Here is a 16,141-nt window from a genome sequence, read left to right as displayed (position 1 = left end):
GGTAGGCCGGCATCGCCGGATTATCGAGTGGCAATCGAACGCTATCCCACCCGATACGGCACCACGTCCCGCACGTCGGGGTCGACCTGGATGGCGCGGTCGGAGGGGGGGAAGGCGCGCTGGTCGCAATCGGGGCGGGGGCAGAGGCGGCAGGATATGCCGATCGGCGTGGCGGCGGCGGCGCGCGCGGTGTCGAGGCCGTCGGCATAGATGAACTCGGCGGCGTGATCGGCCTCGCAGCCCAGCGCCACGGCGTAGCGGCGGGGCGAGCGGGCATAGCTGCCCGACGGCTTCACCAGCCCCTTGGCCATCTGGACATAGCGCACGCCATCGGGCGTCTCGGCGAGCTGGACGAGGATGCGGTCCGGGATCGCCACCGCCTCGTGCACGATCCACAAGGGGCAGGCGCCGCCGAAACGGGCGAATTGCAGGCGGGTGGCGGAATGGCGCTTGGTGATGTTGCCGGCCATGTCCACCCGGCAGAAGAAGAAGGGGATGCCGCGCGCGCCGGGGCGCTGCAGGGTGGACAGCCGGTGGCAGGCCTGTTCGAAGCTGACGCCGAAGCGCTGGCACAGCCGGTCGATATCGTGGCGGAGCGCGCGCGCCGTCTCGCGGAAGCGGGCATAGGGCATCAGCAGCGCGCCGGCGGCATAATTGGCGAGGCCGACCGAAAGCAATGTCTTCGCCTCGCCGGTGCGGAGATCGGCCGCCCCGGCGACGGCGGCGATGGCATCGCGGAATTCGAGCAGGGCGAGCTGGTGGGCCAGCGCGAACCGCCGGGTTTCGGGCGGCAGGGCGCGGCCGAGGGTGAGGAGGCCGCGCGCGCGATCGAAGCGCCGCATCGCCGCCGCCTCATCGCCGGAGGACAGGACGTCGACGCCGTGGCGCTGCTTCAGGATATGGGCGATCAGCCCCTCGCCCAGCGGCTGGGCGTCCAGCTCCTGCGCCAGCGCCTCGGCCGCGCGATCGATGCTGTCGACATAATTGCCGGCGAGGTGGAACCAGTCGCGTACCTCCTCCCACGGCAGCCGCCCGCCCCGCGCGGTGCCCGCGCCGATCGCCTCGTCCGCCATCTGGAGCCGTTCCTCCGCGCGGCGCCAGGCGGCGTGGAGGCGCAGGAAGCGATCGGCGAGGTCGGGCTGCTGTTCCACCGCGCGGTGGAGCGCATCGGGCGGGCCGAGATCGGCGAACAGCGGATCGGCCATCGCCTCACGCATCGCCGCCTGGCGGGTGCCCGCGGCATCGGCCTGCTCCGTCCAGTCCAGCGGGAAGATGCCGGCCAGCGCATCGGCCACCGGCCGCGTCACCGGGCGGTCGTCATTTTCCAGCTGGGAGAGATAGCTCACCGAAATGCCGAGCCGCTCGGCCATCGCCGCCTGCCCCAGCCCGTGCCGCCGGCGGAGGCCGCGCAGCTCGCCCCCGGCGAACAGGCGCGCGCGGAGAGGCCGCCTTTCCGCTGCGTCCGCCATGCGCGCCCTCCTACTCTTTCGCCGGCATTTGCAAAATCCGGCTTCGCAATTTCGCAAATTCACATTTGCCATGGCGCGCCAAGCTTGGAAAGGGAAGCCTCGAAAGCCCATTCGAACGAAGCGAGGAACGATGCTGGCGATTTTGCAGAAGCTCGAGGAGAAGCGCGCCGCCGCGCGGATGGGCGGCGGCCAGGCGCGGATCGACGCGCAGCACAAGAAGGGCCGGCTGACCGCGCGCGAACGGATCGAGGTGCTGCTGGACGAGGGGTCGTTCGAGGAAGTCGACACCTATGTCGAGCATAATTGTGTCGATTTCGGCATGGCCGACCAGAAGATCCCCGGCGACGGCGTCGTCACCGGATCGGGCACGATCAACGGCCGCCTCGTCTTCGTGTTCAGCCAGGATTTCACCGTGTTCGGCGGATCGCTTTCCGAACGGCACGCGCAGAAGATCTGCAAGATCATGGATATGGCGCTGAAGGTCGGCGCGCCGGTGATCGGCCTCAACGATTCGGGCGGCGCCCGCATCCAGGAAGGCGTCGCCTCGCTGGGCGGCTATGCCGAGGTGTTCCAGAGGAACGTGCTGGCTTCCGGCGTGGTGCCGCAGATCAGCGTCATCATGGGGCCGTGCGCGGGTGGCGCCGTCTATTCCCCGGCGATGACCGACTTCATCTTCATGGTGAAGGATTCGTCCTACATGTTCGTCACCGGGCCGGACGTGGTGAAGACCGTGACCAACGAGGTGGTGACGCAGGAGGAACTGGGCGGCGCCGTCACCCACACCGCCAAGTCGGGCGTCGCCGACGTCGCGTTCGAGAATGATATCGAGGCGCTGCTCGCCACCCGCGACTTCTTCGATTTCCTGCCGCTGTCCAATCGCGAGCATGTGCCGGTGCGGCCGAGCGACGACCCCTGGGACCGGATCGAGGAGAGCCTGGACACGCTGATCCCGGACAGCGCCAACAAGCCCTATGACATGAAGGAGCTGATCGCGAAGGTCGTCGACGAGGGCGACTTCTTCGAGGTCCAGCCCACCCATGCCGCCAACATCATCACCGGTTTCGGCCGGATCGAGGGCCGCACCGTGGGCATCGTCGCCAACCAGCCGATGGTGCTGGCGGGCTGCCTGGACATCAATTCCTCGAAGAAGGCCGGCCGCTTCGTCCGCTTCTGCGACGCCTTCGACATCCCGATCGTCACCTTCGTCGACGTGCCCGGCTTCCTGCCCGGCACCGCGCAGGAGCATAACGGCATCATCAAGCACGGCGCCAAGCTGCTGTTCGCTTATGCCGAGGCGACCGTGCCGAAGATCACCGTCATCACCCGCAAGGCCTATGGCGGCGCCTATGACGTCATGTCGTCCAAGCATCTGCGCGGCGATTATAATTATGCCTGGCCCACCGCCGAAATCGCGGTGATGGGCGCCAAGGGCGCGGTGGAGATCATCTTCCGCAAGGATATCGGCGAGCCCGAGAAGATCGCCCAGCGCACCAAGGAATATGAGGACCAGTTCGCCAACCCCTTCGTGGCGGCGAGCAAGGGCTTCATCGACGAGGTGATCATGCCGCATTCGACGCGGCGGCGGATCGCGCTGGGCCTCCGCAAGCTCCGCAACAAGAGCCTCGAAAATCCCTGGAAGAAGCACGACAATATTCCGCTGTGACGGCCGTCGAGCCGTCATCCTGACGAAAGTCGGGATGACGGGCGGCTCGACGACCGGCCATTCTCCCTGTCGCGGGAGATGCCGGCCTTCGCTGGCATGACGATTGAAGGATCGGAAGTGATGAAACTCGGCCGTTTGAACCATGTCGGCGTCGCCACGCCGTCGATCGAGGCGGCGATCGCCTATTGGCGCGACGTGATGGGTGCCGTGAAGATTCACGAGCCGTTCGACATGCCGAGCCAGGGCGTGAAGGTGTGCTTCGTCGACACGCCGGGTGAGAACGGCACCGCCGGCACCCAGATCGAGCTGATCGAGCCGCTGGGCGCCGACAGCCCGATCCACGGCTTCCTCGCCAAGAACCCGGCCGGCGGCCAGCACCATATGTGCTACGAGGTGCCGGACATCCACGCCGCCCGCGCGGAATTCCTGGCGATGGGCAAGAAGGTGCTGGGCGAACCCCGCATCGGCGCGCACGGCACGCTCATCTTCTTCGTCCACCCCAGGGACATGGGCGGGGTGCTGACCGAGATCATGGAAACGCCGAAGGGCGACGGCACGCATTGAGATGAATATATCCGCTTATCCTGAGGAAAGGCTGAGCGGTTCGGGGAGCAGCACATGACCTACGCCACCATCCGCTACGACCTGGCCGACAAGGTCGCGACGATCACCCTCGACCGGCCCGACCGGCTGAACGCGATCTCGCTCAAGCTGTTCGAGGAGGTATCGGACGCGCTGGACAAGGCGCTGGCCGAAGGCGCGCGCACCATCCTGCTGACCGGCGAGGGCCGGGCCTTCTGCTCGGGCGCGGACCTGCAGGATGCGGGCGGCCTGCCGGAGGACCCGGGCGAGCTGCTCGACAGCCATTATAATCCGCTGGCGGAAAAGTTCGCGAGCCTGCCGATCCCGGTGGTGACGGCGGTCAACGGCCTCGCCGCCGGCGCCGGCTGCTCGGTGGCCTTGTGGGGCGATTATGTGCTGGCGGCGCGATCGGCCTATTTCCTGCTGGCCTTCGTCAATATCGGCCTCGTCCCCGATGCCGGCGCGACCTGGCTGGTGGCCCGCGCCGTCGGCCGCGCCCGCGCGCTGGAGATGATGCTGCTGGGCGAGCGCGTGCCCGCCGAGAAGGCCGAGGCCTGGGGCCTGATCAACCGCGCGGTGGACGACGAGGCGCTGCTGGGCGAGGCCCGCGCCGTCGCGACCCGCCTCGCCAACGGGCCGACCAAGGCGATCAGCCTGATCCGCAACAGCGTGCGCCGCGCGCTGGGCGAGGACCTGACCGACGTGCTGGCCCGCGAACGGGCGGACCAGAAGACGGCCGGCCAGTCCGCCGATTTCAAGGAGGGCGTCGCCGCCTTCCTCGAAAAGCGCCCGGCCCGATATGAAGGCAAGTGAGATGACCGACAGCAAGCCGACCCTGGCCGACTGGCAGGCCGCCGCCGCCAAGGAAGTGAAGGGCAAGGACCTCATCTGGGCGACGCCCGAGGGGATCGACGTCAAGCCGCTCTACACGGCCGAGGACGTGGCCGGGATCGACCCCGGCCTGCCCGGCTTCGCGCCCTTCACCCGCGGCGTGCGCGCATCCATGTATGCCGGCCGGCCGTGGACGATCCGCCAATATGCGGGCTTTTCCACCGCCGAGGAATCCAACGCCTTCTACCACCGCAACCTGAAGGCCGGGCAGAAGGGCCTGTCCGTCGCCTTCGACCTTGCCACCCACCGCGGCTATGACAGCGATCATCCGCGCGTGACGGGCGATGTCGGCAAGGCGGGCGTCGCGATCGATTCGGTCGAGGACATGAAGATCCTGTTCGACGGCATTCCGCTCGATCAGATGTCCGTTTCGATGACGATGAACGGCGCGGTGATCCCGATCCTCGCCTTCTTCATCGTCGCGGGCGAGGAGCAGGGCGTGCCGCAGGCCCAGCTCGACGGGACCATCCAGAACGACATCCTCAAGGAGTTCATGGTCCGCAACACCTATATCTACCCGCCCGAACCATCGATGCGGATCATCTCGGACATCTTCGCCTATACGTCGGCGAACATGCCCAAGTTCAACAGCATATCCATCTCCGGCTACCATATGCAGGAAGCCGGGGCGACGCAGGTGCAGGAGCTGGCCTTCACCATCGCCGACGGCATGGAATATGTGAAATATGGCGTGGCCTCCGGCCTCGACATCGACAAGTTCGCCGGCCGCCTCAGCTTCTTCTTCGCGATCGGCATGAACTTCTTCATGGAGATCGCCAAGCTGCGCGCCGCGCGCGTGCTGTGGCACCGGGTGATGACGAAGCTGGGCGCGAAGGACGAGCGCTCCAAGATGCTGCGCACCCATTGCCAGACGTCGGGCGTCTCGCTGACCGAGCAGGACCCCTATAACAACGTGATGCGCACGACGATCGAGGCGATGGCGGCGATGCTGGGCGGCACCCAGTCGCTCCACACCAACGCGCTCGACGAGGCGATCGCGCTGCCCACCGATTTCTCCGCCCGGATCGCGCGCAACACCCAGATCGTGATCCAGGAAGAGACGGGGATGACCAAGGTGGTCGATCCGCTCGGCGGCTCTTATTATGTCGAGGCGCTGACCCAGGAGCTGGTCGATCGCGCGTGGGAGATCATCGAGCGCGTCGATGCCGAGGGCGGCATGGCCAAGGCGGTCGCCGCCGGCTGGCCCAAGGCGATGATCGAGGAAGCCGCCGCCGCCAAGGCCGCGCGGATCGACCGCAAGGAAGAGATCATCGTCGGCGTCAACAAATACCGGCTGGCCGACGAGGAGCCGATCGACATCCTCGAGGTGGACAATCACGCGGTGCGCGAGGCGCAGATCGCCCGCATCAACCGCGTGAAGGCCGCCCGCGACGAAGCCGCCGCCCAGGCCGCGCTGGATGCGCTGCGCAAGGGCGCCGCGGCCAAGGAGAATCTGCTGGCGCTGGCGGTGGAGGCCGCGCGCAAGCGGGCGACGCTGGGCGAGATTTCCGCCGCGATGGAGGATGTGTTCGGCCGCTACGGCACCAGCCCGACACCGGTGAAGGGCGTCTATGGCGGGGCCTATGGCGACGATGCCCGCTGGGCGCAGCTGATGGACGGCGTGGCCGCCGTCGGCCGCCGCAAGGGGCGCCGCCCGCGCATGCTGGTCGCCAAGATGGGCCAGGACGGGCATGATCGCGGCGCCAACCTCGTCTCCTCGGCCTTCGGCGACCTCGGTTTCGAGGTGGTCGCGGGGCCGCTGTTCCAGACGCCCCAGGAAGCCGCCGACCTCGCCATCAAGTCCGACGTGGACGTGGTGGGCGCCTCCAGCCTCGCGGCCGGGCACAAGACGCTGATCCCCGAGCTGATCGGCCTCCTCAGGCAGGCAGGCCGGTCGGACATCAAGGTCGTCGCCGGCGGCGTCATCCCGGCGCAGGACTATCAGTTCCTCCGCGACGCGGGCGTGCAGGGCATTTTCGGCCCCGGCACCAACCTGGTCGACGCGGCGGGCGAGGTGCTGCGCCTGCTGGGCCACAACATCCCGCCCGAGGGCATAGAGGAAGCCGCCGAATGACCGCGCACCGGCCCGAGACGCTGGCGATCCACGCCGGAACCGCGCCCGATCCCACCACCAAGGCGCGGATCACGCCGATCTACCAGACCAGTTCCTACGTGTTCGACGATGTCGATCACGCAGCGGGGCTGTTCAACCTGGAGGTCGCCGGCAACATCTATACCCGGCTGATGAACCCCACCAACGGCGCGCTGGAAGGCAAGATCGCCGCGCTGGAGGGGGGCGCCGCCGCGCTCGCCACCGCATCGGGCCATGCCGCGCAGTTCCTGGCCTTCCACACGCTGATGGAACCGGGCTGCCATATCGTCGCGGCCAAGCGGCTCTATGGCGGCTCGCTCAACCAGATCGGCCACAGCTTCCGCAAGATGGACTGGCATGCGAGCTTCGTCGATGCCGACGATCCCGCCAATGTCGCCGCCGCCATCACGCCGCAGACGCGCGCGGTGTTCATCGAGAGCCTCGCCAATCCCGGCGGCGTGGTGCAGGACATCGCCGCCATCGCCGATGTGGCCCATGCCGCGGGCGTGCCGCTGATCGTCGACAACACCATGGCGACGCCGCTGCTCTGCCGCCCGATCGATCATGGCGCCGACATCGTCGTCCATTCGGTAACGAAATTCCTGAACGGCCACGGCAATTCGCTGGGCGGCGTGATCGTCGACGCCGGCCGGTTCGACTGGGCGGCATCGGGCAACTATCCCTATCTCAGCCAGCCCAACCCGTCCTATCACGGCAAGGTCTTCACCGAGGCGTTCGGCAACCTCGCCTTCATCCTGGCGTGCCGGGCGCTGGGCCTGCGCGATCTCGGCCCCGCCATGGCGCCGATGAACGCCTTCCTGACGCTGACCGGCATGGAGACGCTGGCGCTGCGCATGGAGCGCCACTGCGCCAACGCGCTGGCGCTCGCCACTTGGCTGAAGGCGCACCCCAAGGTGGACTGGGTGTCCTATGCGGGCCTCGCCGACGATCCCTATCACCCGCTGGCCCGGCGCTATCTGGGCGGCAAGGGCGGCGCGGTGTTCACCTTTGGCCTCAAGGGCGGCTATGAGGCGGGCGTCAAGCTCGTCTCGGCGGTGAAGCTGTTCAGCCATCTGGCGAACATCGGCGATACGCGTTCGCTCATCATCCACCCCAGCTCCACCACCCACCGGCAACTGGCGGTGGCGGACCAGGAGCAGGCGGGTGCGGGGCCGAACGTGGTGCGCGTCTCCGTCGGGATCGAGCATATCGACGACATCATCGCCGACATGGCGCAGGCGTTGGAGGCCGCATGACCGATTACCGTACCGACTGGACGCGCGAGGAAATCGCCGACCTGTTCGACCTTCCCTTCATGGACCTCGTGTTCCGCGCCGCCGAGGTGCATCGCGCCCACCACGACGCCAATGCCGTCCAGCTTTCGACGCTCCTGTCGATCAAGACCGGCGGCTGCGTGGAGGATTGCGGCTATTGCAGCCAGTCCGCCCATCATGAGACGGGCCTGAAGGCAAGCAAGCTGATGGACCCGCGCGCCGTGCTGCAGGCGGCCGCGCAGGCCAAGGACCACGGCTCCTCCCGCTTCTGCATGGGCGCCGCCTGGCGCGAGCCCAAGGACCGCGACATGCCCGCCATCATCGAGATGGTGAAGGGCGTCCGCGCGATGGGCATGGAAACCTGCATGACGCTGGGCATGCTGACCGAGAAGCAGGCCCGGCAGCTCGCCGAGGCCGGCCTCGATTATTACAACCACAATATCGATACCTCGCCGGAAAATTACGCGAACGTCATCTCGACGCGCAGCTTCCAGGATCGCATCGACACGCTCGATCATGTCCGGTCGGCCGGCATCAACGTCTGCTGCGGCGGCATCGTTGGCATGGGCGAGAAGCGTGAGGACCGCGTGGGCTTCCTCCACGCGCTGGCGACGATGGAGCATCCCGAAAGCGTGCCGATCAACGCGCTCGTGCCGGTGAAGGGCACGGTGCTGGGCGACATGCTGGCCGATACCCCGCTGGCGAAGATCGACGAGATCGAGTTCGTCCGCACCGTCGCCGTCGCCCGCATCGCCATGCCGCGATCGATGGTGCGGCTATCCGCCGGCCGCGAGAGCATGTCGGAAAGCACGCAGGCGCTCTGCTTCCTCGCCGGCGCCAATTCGATCTTCACCGGCGACAAGCTGCTGACCGCGCCCAATGCCGGCGACGACAGCGACGCGGCCCTGTTCGCCAGGCTGGGCATCCGCGCCATGGATGCCGAGGCCCCGCGCGTGGCGGTCGCCGCCGAATGATCGCGGCGGCCTTTCTGCTGCTGGCGGCACAGGCCACGGCTTCGCCATCCCCGGCGAAGCCCGCGCCCGCGCCGTCGCCGGTGGAAAAGCTGAAGACGATCGACAGCGCCATGGCGATCGAGACCTTCAAGGCGACCTGCTGGGCGGGTTTCCGCGACCCGGAGATATTCCACGCCGCCATCGCCATGGCGCCGGTGCCGCTGGCCCTCCAGCCGCGCGGCCCCGGCCAGCCGAGCGAAAGCTACAAGGCGGATGAGGCGCTGCTGACCTATCTGGCCGACGACCGGCTGCCCGCCAACATCCCGGCGCGCCAGTGCACCTTGCGCGTGCGGCTTTCGGGCGCCGCCGACCAGCTGGCGCTCGCCGCCCGCATCCAGCAGGCGCTGGCGCTCGGCCCCGGCCGGACGCGGACCAGCCCGGCCTCCTCGCAGACCGAATGGAACGTGGCGGGCGCCGGCGCCCGCACCACGCGCCTGTTCGCATCCACCCGCGCCGCGCCCGGCGGCACCACAGAGCTGCGGCTGGCCGCCCTGCTCCTCGCGCAGAAATAGACGGAGAGACGACGACCCCATGTTCAAGAAGATCCTGATCGCCAATCGCGGTGAAATCGCCTGCCGCGTGATCCGCACCGCCCGCGCGATGGGCATCAAGACGGTGGCCGTCTATTCCGACGCGGATGCCCGCGCCAAGCATGTCGAGCTGGCCGACGAGGCCGTCCGCCTCGGCCCGCCGCCGGCATCGGAAAGCTATCTGCTGGCCGACGCGATCATCGCCGCCTGCAGGCAGACCGGCGCCGAGGCGGTGCATCCGGGCTATGGCTTCCTGTCCGAACGCACCAGCTTCGCCGAGGCGCTGGAAGCGGCCGGCATCGCCTTCATCGGCCCGCCGTCGAACGCGATCGCCGCGATGGGCGACAAGATCGAATCGAAGAAGCTGGCCAAGCAGGCCGGCGTCAACGTCGTGCCCGGCTTCGTGGGCGAGATCACCTCCACCGACCATGCCGTCGAGATCGCGAACGGCATCGGCTATCCGGTGATGATGAAGGCGTCCGCCGGCGGCGGCGGCAAGGGCATGCGCCTCGCTTTCTCCGAAAAGGACGTGCGCGAGAATTTCGAGAGCGTGAAGCGCGAGGGCCTCGCCAGCTTCGGCGACGACCGCGTGTTCATCGAGAAGTTCATCGAAAGCCCGCGCCACATCGAGATCCAGGTGCTCGGCGACAAGCATGGCAACATCGTCTATCTGGGCGAGCGCGAATGTTCCGTCCAGCGCCGCCACCAGAAGGTGGTGGAGGAAGCGCCCTCCCCCTTCGTGACGCCGGAGATGCGCAAGGCGATGGGCGAGCAGGCCGTGGCCCTTGCCCGCGCCGTCGGCTATCATTCGGCCGGCACGGTGGAGCTGATCGTTTCCGGCGCCGACACCACCGGCCAGGGATTCTACTTCCTGGAGATGAACACCCGCCTGCAGGTGGAACATCCCGTCACCGAATATGTGACCGGGCTGGACCTGGTCGAGCAGATGATCCGCGTCGCTTATGGCGAGAAGCTGGCCTTCACCCAGGACGACGTGAAGCTCACCGGCTGGGCGATCGAGAACCGCGTCTATGCCGAGGATCCCTATCGCGGCTTCCTGCCGTCCACCGGCCGCCTCGTCCGCTATCGCCCGCCGGCGGCGTCGGAGAATGTGCGCATCGACGACGGCGTGACCGAAGGCGCCGAGATATCGATGTTCTACGATCCGATGATCGCCAAGCTGATCACCTATGGCGACACGCGCGAGGCGGCGATCGACCGGCAGATCGACGCGCTCGACCGGTTCGAGATCGACGGCATCGGCCATAATGTCGATTTCCTGTCGGCGCTGATGCAGCATCCGCGCTTCCGCGAAGGGCGGCTGACCACGGGCTTCATCGCCGAGGAACATCCCGAAGGCTTCACCGGCGCGCCGACCGGCGAGGGGCTGACCGCGCGGCTCGCCGCCGTGGCGGCGCTGATCGCCACCGAGGATGCCACCCGCGCGCACGCGATCGACGGCCAGCTCAACGGACGGACGCCCGCCCCCACCCGCTGGGTGGTGAAGCTGGACGGCGCCGAGCATCAGGTGGAGGTGGCCGGCGACGCGGTGACGGTGGACGGCACGGCCGTGGTGGTCGACGCCCCCTATATTCCCGGCCAGCGGCTGGTGGAGGCGATCGTCGACGGCGAGGAGCTGGCCATCCGGGTGGAACGCCGCCGCACCGGCGCCTGGCGCTTCACCACGCGCGGCGCCAGCCACGCGCTGTCGGTGCTGCCGCCGCGCATCGCCGATCTTTCGCACCATATGATCGAGAAGGTGCCGCCGGATCTTTCCCGCTTCCTGCTCTGCCCGATGCCGGGCCTGATCACCGCCATCCATGTGAAGGCGGGCGATCGTGTCGAGGCCGGCCAGCCGCTCGCGGTGGTGGAGGCGATGAAGATGGAGAATATCCTGCGCGCCGAAAAGGCGGCCACGGTGGCACGCGTCGCCGCCGCGCCGGGCGAGAGCCTGGCGGTTGACGCGGTGATCCTCGAGTTCGAATAAGCCGCCCGGCCGCCCGCCCCGATGGTCCGGGGCGGGCGGGAAGGATGAAAGGATTTCCATGCTGTCGCGCCTGTTCGCGCCGCTGGCCCCGGTCTGGTCGCCGCTGGGGCGGCTCGGCTGGCTGCGCGCCTGCCTGGGCGCGCTGATCGGCATCCTCGTCACCGGCACGGTCTGCCGGCTGTGGCTGGGGGCGGATTCGGCGCTGCCGATCCTGATCGCGCCGATGGGCGCATCGGCCGTATTGCTGTTCGCGGTGCCGGCCAGCCCGCTCGCCCAGCCATGGTCAGTGATCGGCGGCAACGTTATCTCCGCGCTCATGGGCGTGGCGGCGGCCAGGCTGCTGCACGATCCGGTGCCGGCGGCGGGCCTGGGCGTGGCCGCCGCGATCGGGGCGATGAGCCTCGCCCGCTGCCTCCACCCGCCCGGCGGCGCGGTGGCGTTGACGGCGGTGATCGGCGGCCCGGCCATCTGGGCGGCCGGATGGTCGTTCGCGCTGGTGCCGGTGGGCCTCAATTCCGCGATCCTGCTGGCGATCGCCTGGGCCTTCAACAACGCCACCCGCCACCGCTACCCCCATCGCGTGGCGCCGCCTTCGCGCAACACCCACGGCACCGCCGATCCGCCGCCGCAGGAGCGCGTGGGCTATACCGCCGCCGATATCGATGTCGTGCTCGCCCGCTATGACGAGCTGCTGGACGTGAACCGCGACGATCTCGACGCGCTGTTCCGCCAGGTCGAGGCGCAGGCGCACCGCCGGCTCCATGGCGAGATCGTCTGCAGGCGCATCATGTCCCGAGACGTGGTGCAGGCGCGGCCCGGCGAAGGCGTGGGCCAGGCGCGCGACCGGCTGCTGGAACGGCGGCTGGCGGCGATGCCGGTGGTGGACGAGGACGGCCGCGTGACCGGCATCGTCGGCCATGCCGAGCTGCTCGCGGGCGCGGGCCGCACGGTAAGCGAGGTGATGGCGCGCGACCTGTGCCTCGTCGCCCCCGAAACCCCGATCGACGAGCTGCTGCCCGCGCTTTCCGGCGGGCTCCACCACATGGCGATCGTCGCCGACGGCGACGGCCGCCTGATCGGCCTCATCAGCCAGACCGACCTGCTCGCCGCCCTGTGGCGCGGCCATGTCGCGGAGCGGGTGGCCGGCGCGCTGGGCTGAAAGGGCGCGCGCGCCCGTCGCTACGGATTCGCCGTCAGGTCCAGGCGCCACGTCTCGCCCTGGACCGGCTCGCCGAACGCATGGTGGACCTCCGTTGCGATCCGCTCGAAGCCGTGGCGCGCATAGATGCGGCGCGCGGCATCGAGCACGGTGTGCGTCCAGAGCATGATTTCCGCATAGCCATTTTCCCGCGCGAAGCCGATGCAATGGCGCACCAGCGCGTCGCCGATGCCGCGCCGGCGGGCGAACGGCTCGACATGGAGCAGGCGGAGGCGCGCCGTGCCGCGGCCTTCGTCGGTCAGGAACACCGCGCCCGCCGTCACGCCTTCGATCTCGGCGATCCAGCACTGCTCGCGCCCCGGCTTGAAATTGCGGAGGAAGGCGGCGACCGTTTCCGCCTCCACCAGCTCGAGCCCGTGGCCCCAGCTATGGCTGGCCGCATAGAGGATCGACTGGCGCGCGGCGATATGGCTGACATCGCCGGTCCGGAACGTCCGGATGCGGAAATCGGCGCCGGCATCGGGATCGAGCAGCAGCCGCGCCTTGGCGAGCGCCTGGACCAGATCGTCCCGCTCGACGGGATCGAGCCGGGCGAGATCCGCCGCGACCGCCGATCGCTGCCTTTCGTCCAGCATCTCGAACGCCGCGCGCCCCGATGATGTGAGGCGGATCGGCCGGGCGCGGGCATCGCCTTCCACCCGATCGCGCCTGATCCAGCCCCGATCCTCGAACCGGGCGACCATGCGGCTGAGATAGCCGCGATCGAGGTCCAGCGCGTCCTGCAGCCCGCTCGCCATCACCGGCTCGCGCATCGCGATCTCGAACAGCAATCGCGCTTCCGGCAAATTGACGTCCATATCGAGGAAACGCGCGTCGATCGCGCCGACATGGCGGGTGAAGAAGCGGTTGAAGCCGCGGATCGTCTGGATGGCCTGTTCCATAGTTGACAGGGCAACATATAATGTTGCCTTAGTCAACTATATCCGGCGGGCACTCCGGTCAGTGCATCGCCACCGGCGCCACCATGCCATCACGCGAGGGCGCCCGGCCCCGCGCGCCGCTGGCGGCGAAGAGCAGGATGCCGGCATAGGCGATGGCGGGCAGCAGGAAGGTGGCGCCGATATTGCCGGTGGCGTCGGCGACATGGCCCGACATCCACGGCAGCAGCGCGCCGCCGACGATCGCCATGCACAGCAGGCCCGACACCGAGGCGTGCGACGCCTTCGACCGTTCGAAGGTGATGGTGAAGATCGTCGGGAACATGATCGAGTTGAACAGGCCGACGCCGAGCGCGGCATAAGCGGCGGCCGGGCCGCTGAGCAGGAAGGCGGCGGCGGTGAGGCCGGTCGCGGCCAGCGCGGCGATGGTGAGCAGGTAGCTCGCGCGAATGCGGGTGAGCAAGGCGCTACCGATGAAGCGGCCGGCCAGCGCCCCGCCCCAATAGAACCAGGTGAGATAGAATTCGCCCGCCTCGCGCAGCGAGACGCCGAGCACGTCGGGCCGGTTGAGGAAGTTGATCATGACGCTGCCGATCGTCACTTCCGCGCCGACATAGAGGAAGATGGCGAGCGCGCCGAACAGCGCCCAGCCCGAACGCAGCGCCTGCAAGGGCGATCCGCTTTCGACGGCGCTGTCGGTGGCGGCATCCTCGATCCGGCGGCGAAAGGCGAAGATCAGCACCGCCAGCGCCGCGATCGCCACCGCGATCAGCACGAAGGCATGGTCCACCACGCCCAGCGCGGTCGCGCGCGAAACACCTTCGGCGACATGGCCGCCGGGCGCGAACACATCCTCGCTCAGCATGATGCGCGATCCGATGGCGGTGCCCAGCACCACGCCCAGCGAATTGAACGCCTGCGCGAAGGTGAGGCGGAAATGGCTGGTTTCGGCGGCCCCCATCGACGCCACCAGCGGGTTGGCCGCCACCTGCAGCGCGGTGATGCCGCTGGCCATCACGAACAGGGCGACCAGCACCATGGCATAGGTTTCGAAGCGGGAGGCGACCAGCACCAGCAGGCAGGCGCCCACCATCACCAGCAGCGCGGCGATGATGGTGCGGGCGTGGCCCAGCCGGGCGAGCAGGCCGGCGGCCGGCAGGGACATCACGAAATAGGCAAGGAAGAAGGCGAACTGGGTGAGCATGCCTTCGGCGACGTTGAGCGTGTAGATGCCGCGCAGCGCCGCGATCAGCGGATCGTTGTTCGAGGTGATGAAGCCCCACATGAAATAGAGGCACGTCACCACCACGAAGGCGGCCCGCGTGCCGCCATTTGCCTTGCCGGTCATCCTTCTTCCTCTCCGTCGGCCCGCTTGTTCGATCGGGGCCCGCCGCGTTAGATCACGCTTTGACCAACGTTATCAATCCCGATTTTTCGCGAAAATCGATCGAATCCGGGGAAGACGGAAAGAGGGGGCGACGGGCGCCCCCGCAGCGCGTTCAGCGCGGCGCGGGGCCGGTCGACTGGCGCGGGATCAGCGTGAAGGGGTGATCCACCACGTCGGGATAGGGGTTCTTCTCCAGCATCGCCAGCAGCGTATCCGTGGCCGATCGGGCCATGTCGAACACCGGCTGGTGGATGGTGGTGATGCGCGGCCAGACGATGTTGGCGATGGCGCTGTCGTCGAAGCCGGCGATCGAAAGCTCGCCCGGCACGTCGATGCCCAGATCGTGCGCGGCCATGATCGCGCCGGCGGCCATGTCGTCATTCTGCGCGAAGATCGCGGTCGGCCGGTCCTTGCGCGCCAGCAGGCGGCGGGCCGCCTCGAACCCGCTTTCGAAGGTGAACATGCCCTGATCGATATCGTCGAGCCTGGGCGGCAGGTGCGCCGATGCCAGCGCGAGCGAGAAGCCCAGCAGCCGCGCCTCGCTGGACGGGTGGCTGGGATCGCCCTTGATCACGCCGATCCGCCGGTGGCCCAGCGATATCAGATATTCGGTCATCGCCCGCGCGGCGGCGACGTCGTCGGTGATGTTGCGCGGCTGGATCTCGGGCGATCGGGTAGGCGCGATCCGCACGAAGGGAAAGCGCGCCGCGCTCAGATGCTCGAGGATCGCGGGATGGTCCGATGCCGGCGGGGTCAGGATGATGCCGTCGAGCGCGGCGGAGCGGACGAAGGACAGGATATTGTCCGCCACCTGCGCCACCTGCTCCACCGGCAGCACGATGAGGCGATAACGCTCGCCCCGCAGCCGGTCGACAGCGCCGCGCTGCAGTTCCACCACATAATTGGGGCTGGGATTTTCGTAGAACAGGCCGAGCAGGTAGGACCGCCGCCCCACCAGCCCCTGCGCCACCACGTTCGGCTGGTAATTCAGCGCGGTGGCGGCCTTGACCACGCGGTCGCGCGTGTGCGGGCGAACGTTCGGCGCGTCATTGAAGACACGCGAAACGGTCTTGATCGAAACTTCCGCCTCACGGGCGACATCGACGATTGTTGCGCGACGACCGGCATCCATGCGGCCCCCGCTAGCATGACCGGA

Annotated in this window: 13 protein-coding genes; 9 read left to right on the top strand and 4 right to left on the bottom strand. The window is 68.4% G+C overall.

Annotation, left to right across the window (positions count from 1 at the left end; all coding sequences use genetic code 11):
• Positions 1-41 precede the first annotated feature (41 nt).
• A complete protein-coding gene (locus BHE75_RS01240; protein WP_070931853.1) occupies positions 42-1,469 on the bottom strand; it encodes a helix-turn-helix domain-containing protein in 1,428 nt (475 codons plus the stop codon).
• A gap of 130 nt (positions 1,470-1,599) precedes the next feature.
• On the opposite strand from BHE75_RS01240, the gene BHE75_RS01235 reads away from it, so the two are divergent.
• The 9 genes from BHE75_RS01235 (at position 1,600) to BHE75_RS01195 (ending at position 12,660) form a co-directional block, all read left to right on the top strand.
• On the top strand, positions 1,600-3,132 hold the full coding sequence (locus tag BHE75_RS01235) for an acyl-CoA carboxylase subunit beta (RefSeq protein ID WP_015458918.1): 1,533 nt from the start codon (positions 1,600-1,602) through the stop codon (positions 3,130-3,132).
• 120 nt (positions 3,133-3,252) lie between these two features.
• A complete protein-coding gene (gene mce, locus BHE75_RS01230; protein ID WP_070935347.1) occupies positions 3,253-3,696 on the top strand; it encodes a methylmalonyl-CoA epimerase in 444 nt (147 codons plus the stop codon).
• Positions 3,697-3,750: 54 nt separating this feature from the next.
• Positions 3,751-4,527, top strand: coding sequence for an enoyl-CoA hydratase-related protein (locus BHE75_RS01225; RefSeq protein ID WP_070931851.1), 777 nt, complete (start codon positions 3,751-3,753; stop codon positions 4,525-4,527).
• Between the two features lies 1 nt (position 4,528).
• Positions 4,529-6,679, top strand: coding sequence for a methylmalonyl-CoA mutase (gene scpA, locus BHE75_RS01220; RefSeq protein WP_070931849.1), 2,151 nt, complete (start codon positions 4,529-4,531; stop codon positions 6,677-6,679).
• The gene (locus BHE75_RS01215; RefSeq protein WP_070931846.1) at positions 6,676-7,953 is read left to right on the top strand and encodes an O-acetylhomoserine aminocarboxypropyltransferase; all 1,278 of its coding nucleotides are present in this window, start codon (positions 6,676-6,678) and stop codon (positions 7,951-7,953) included. The genes scpA and BHE75_RS01215 overlap by 4 nt, the downstream gene beginning before the upstream one ends.
• The gene (bioB, locus tag BHE75_RS01210; RefSeq protein ID WP_070931844.1) at positions 7,950-8,945 is read left to right on the top strand and encodes a biotin synthase BioB; all 996 of its coding nucleotides are present in this window, start codon (positions 7,950-7,952) and stop codon (positions 8,943-8,945) included. Before BHE75_RS01215 ends, bioB begins: the two co-directional genes overlap by 4 nt.
• Entirely contained in the window at positions 8,942-9,496 is a 555-nt protein-coding gene (locus BHE75_RS01205) for a hypothetical protein (RefSeq protein WP_070931842.1), read from the top strand. Before bioB ends, BHE75_RS01205 begins: the two co-directional genes overlap by 4 nt.
• A 19-nt stretch (positions 9,497-9,515) precedes the next feature.
• Complete coding sequence (locus BHE75_RS01200) at positions 9,516-11,501, top strand: acetyl-CoA carboxylase biotin carboxylase subunit (protein ID WP_070931840.1); 1,986 nt, start codon at positions 9,516-9,518, stop codon at positions 11,499-11,501.
• Between the two features lie 58 nt (positions 11,502-11,559).
• The gene (locus tag BHE75_RS01195; protein ID WP_070931837.1) at positions 11,560-12,660 is read left to right on the top strand and encodes an HPP family protein; all 1,101 of its coding nucleotides are present in this window, start codon (positions 11,560-11,562) and stop codon (positions 12,658-12,660) included.
• 20 nt (positions 12,661-12,680) lie between these two features.
• Here BHE75_RS01195 and BHE75_RS01190 read toward each other — a convergent pair whose 3' ends face one another.
• From BHE75_RS01190 to BHE75_RS01180, 3 genes are all read right to left on the bottom strand, one after another.
• Positions 12,681-13,601, bottom strand: a complete 921-nt coding sequence (locus BHE75_RS01190) for a bifunctional helix-turn-helix transcriptional regulator/GNAT family N-acetyltransferase (protein ID WP_070931835.1) — start codon at positions 13,599-13,601, stop codon at positions 12,681-12,683.
• A 58-nt stretch (positions 13,602-13,659) separates the two neighbouring features.
• Positions 13,660-14,946: an MFS transporter gene (locus BHE75_RS01185; RefSeq protein WP_070931833.1), complete on the bottom strand. Its 1,287-nt coding sequence runs from the start codon at positions 14,944-14,946 to the stop codon at positions 13,660-13,662.
• A 151-nt stretch (positions 14,947-15,097) separates the two neighbouring features.
• Complete coding sequence (locus BHE75_RS01180) at positions 15,098-16,117, bottom strand: LacI family DNA-binding transcriptional regulator (protein WP_015458907.1); 1,020 nt, start codon at positions 16,115-16,117, stop codon at positions 15,098-15,100.
• Between the last annotated feature and the right edge of the window lie 24 nt (positions 16,118-16,141).

Origin of the sequence: Edaphosphingomonas haloaromaticamans (genome assembly GCF_001853345.1) — a bacterium.
Taxonomy (GTDB): domain Bacteria; phylum Pseudomonadota; class Alphaproteobacteria; order Sphingomonadales; family Sphingomonadaceae; genus Sphingomonas_E; species Sphingomonas_E fennica.
Note: the sequence above shows the minus strand (reverse complement) of the source record. Positions and strands in the feature narration are given on the sequence as shown.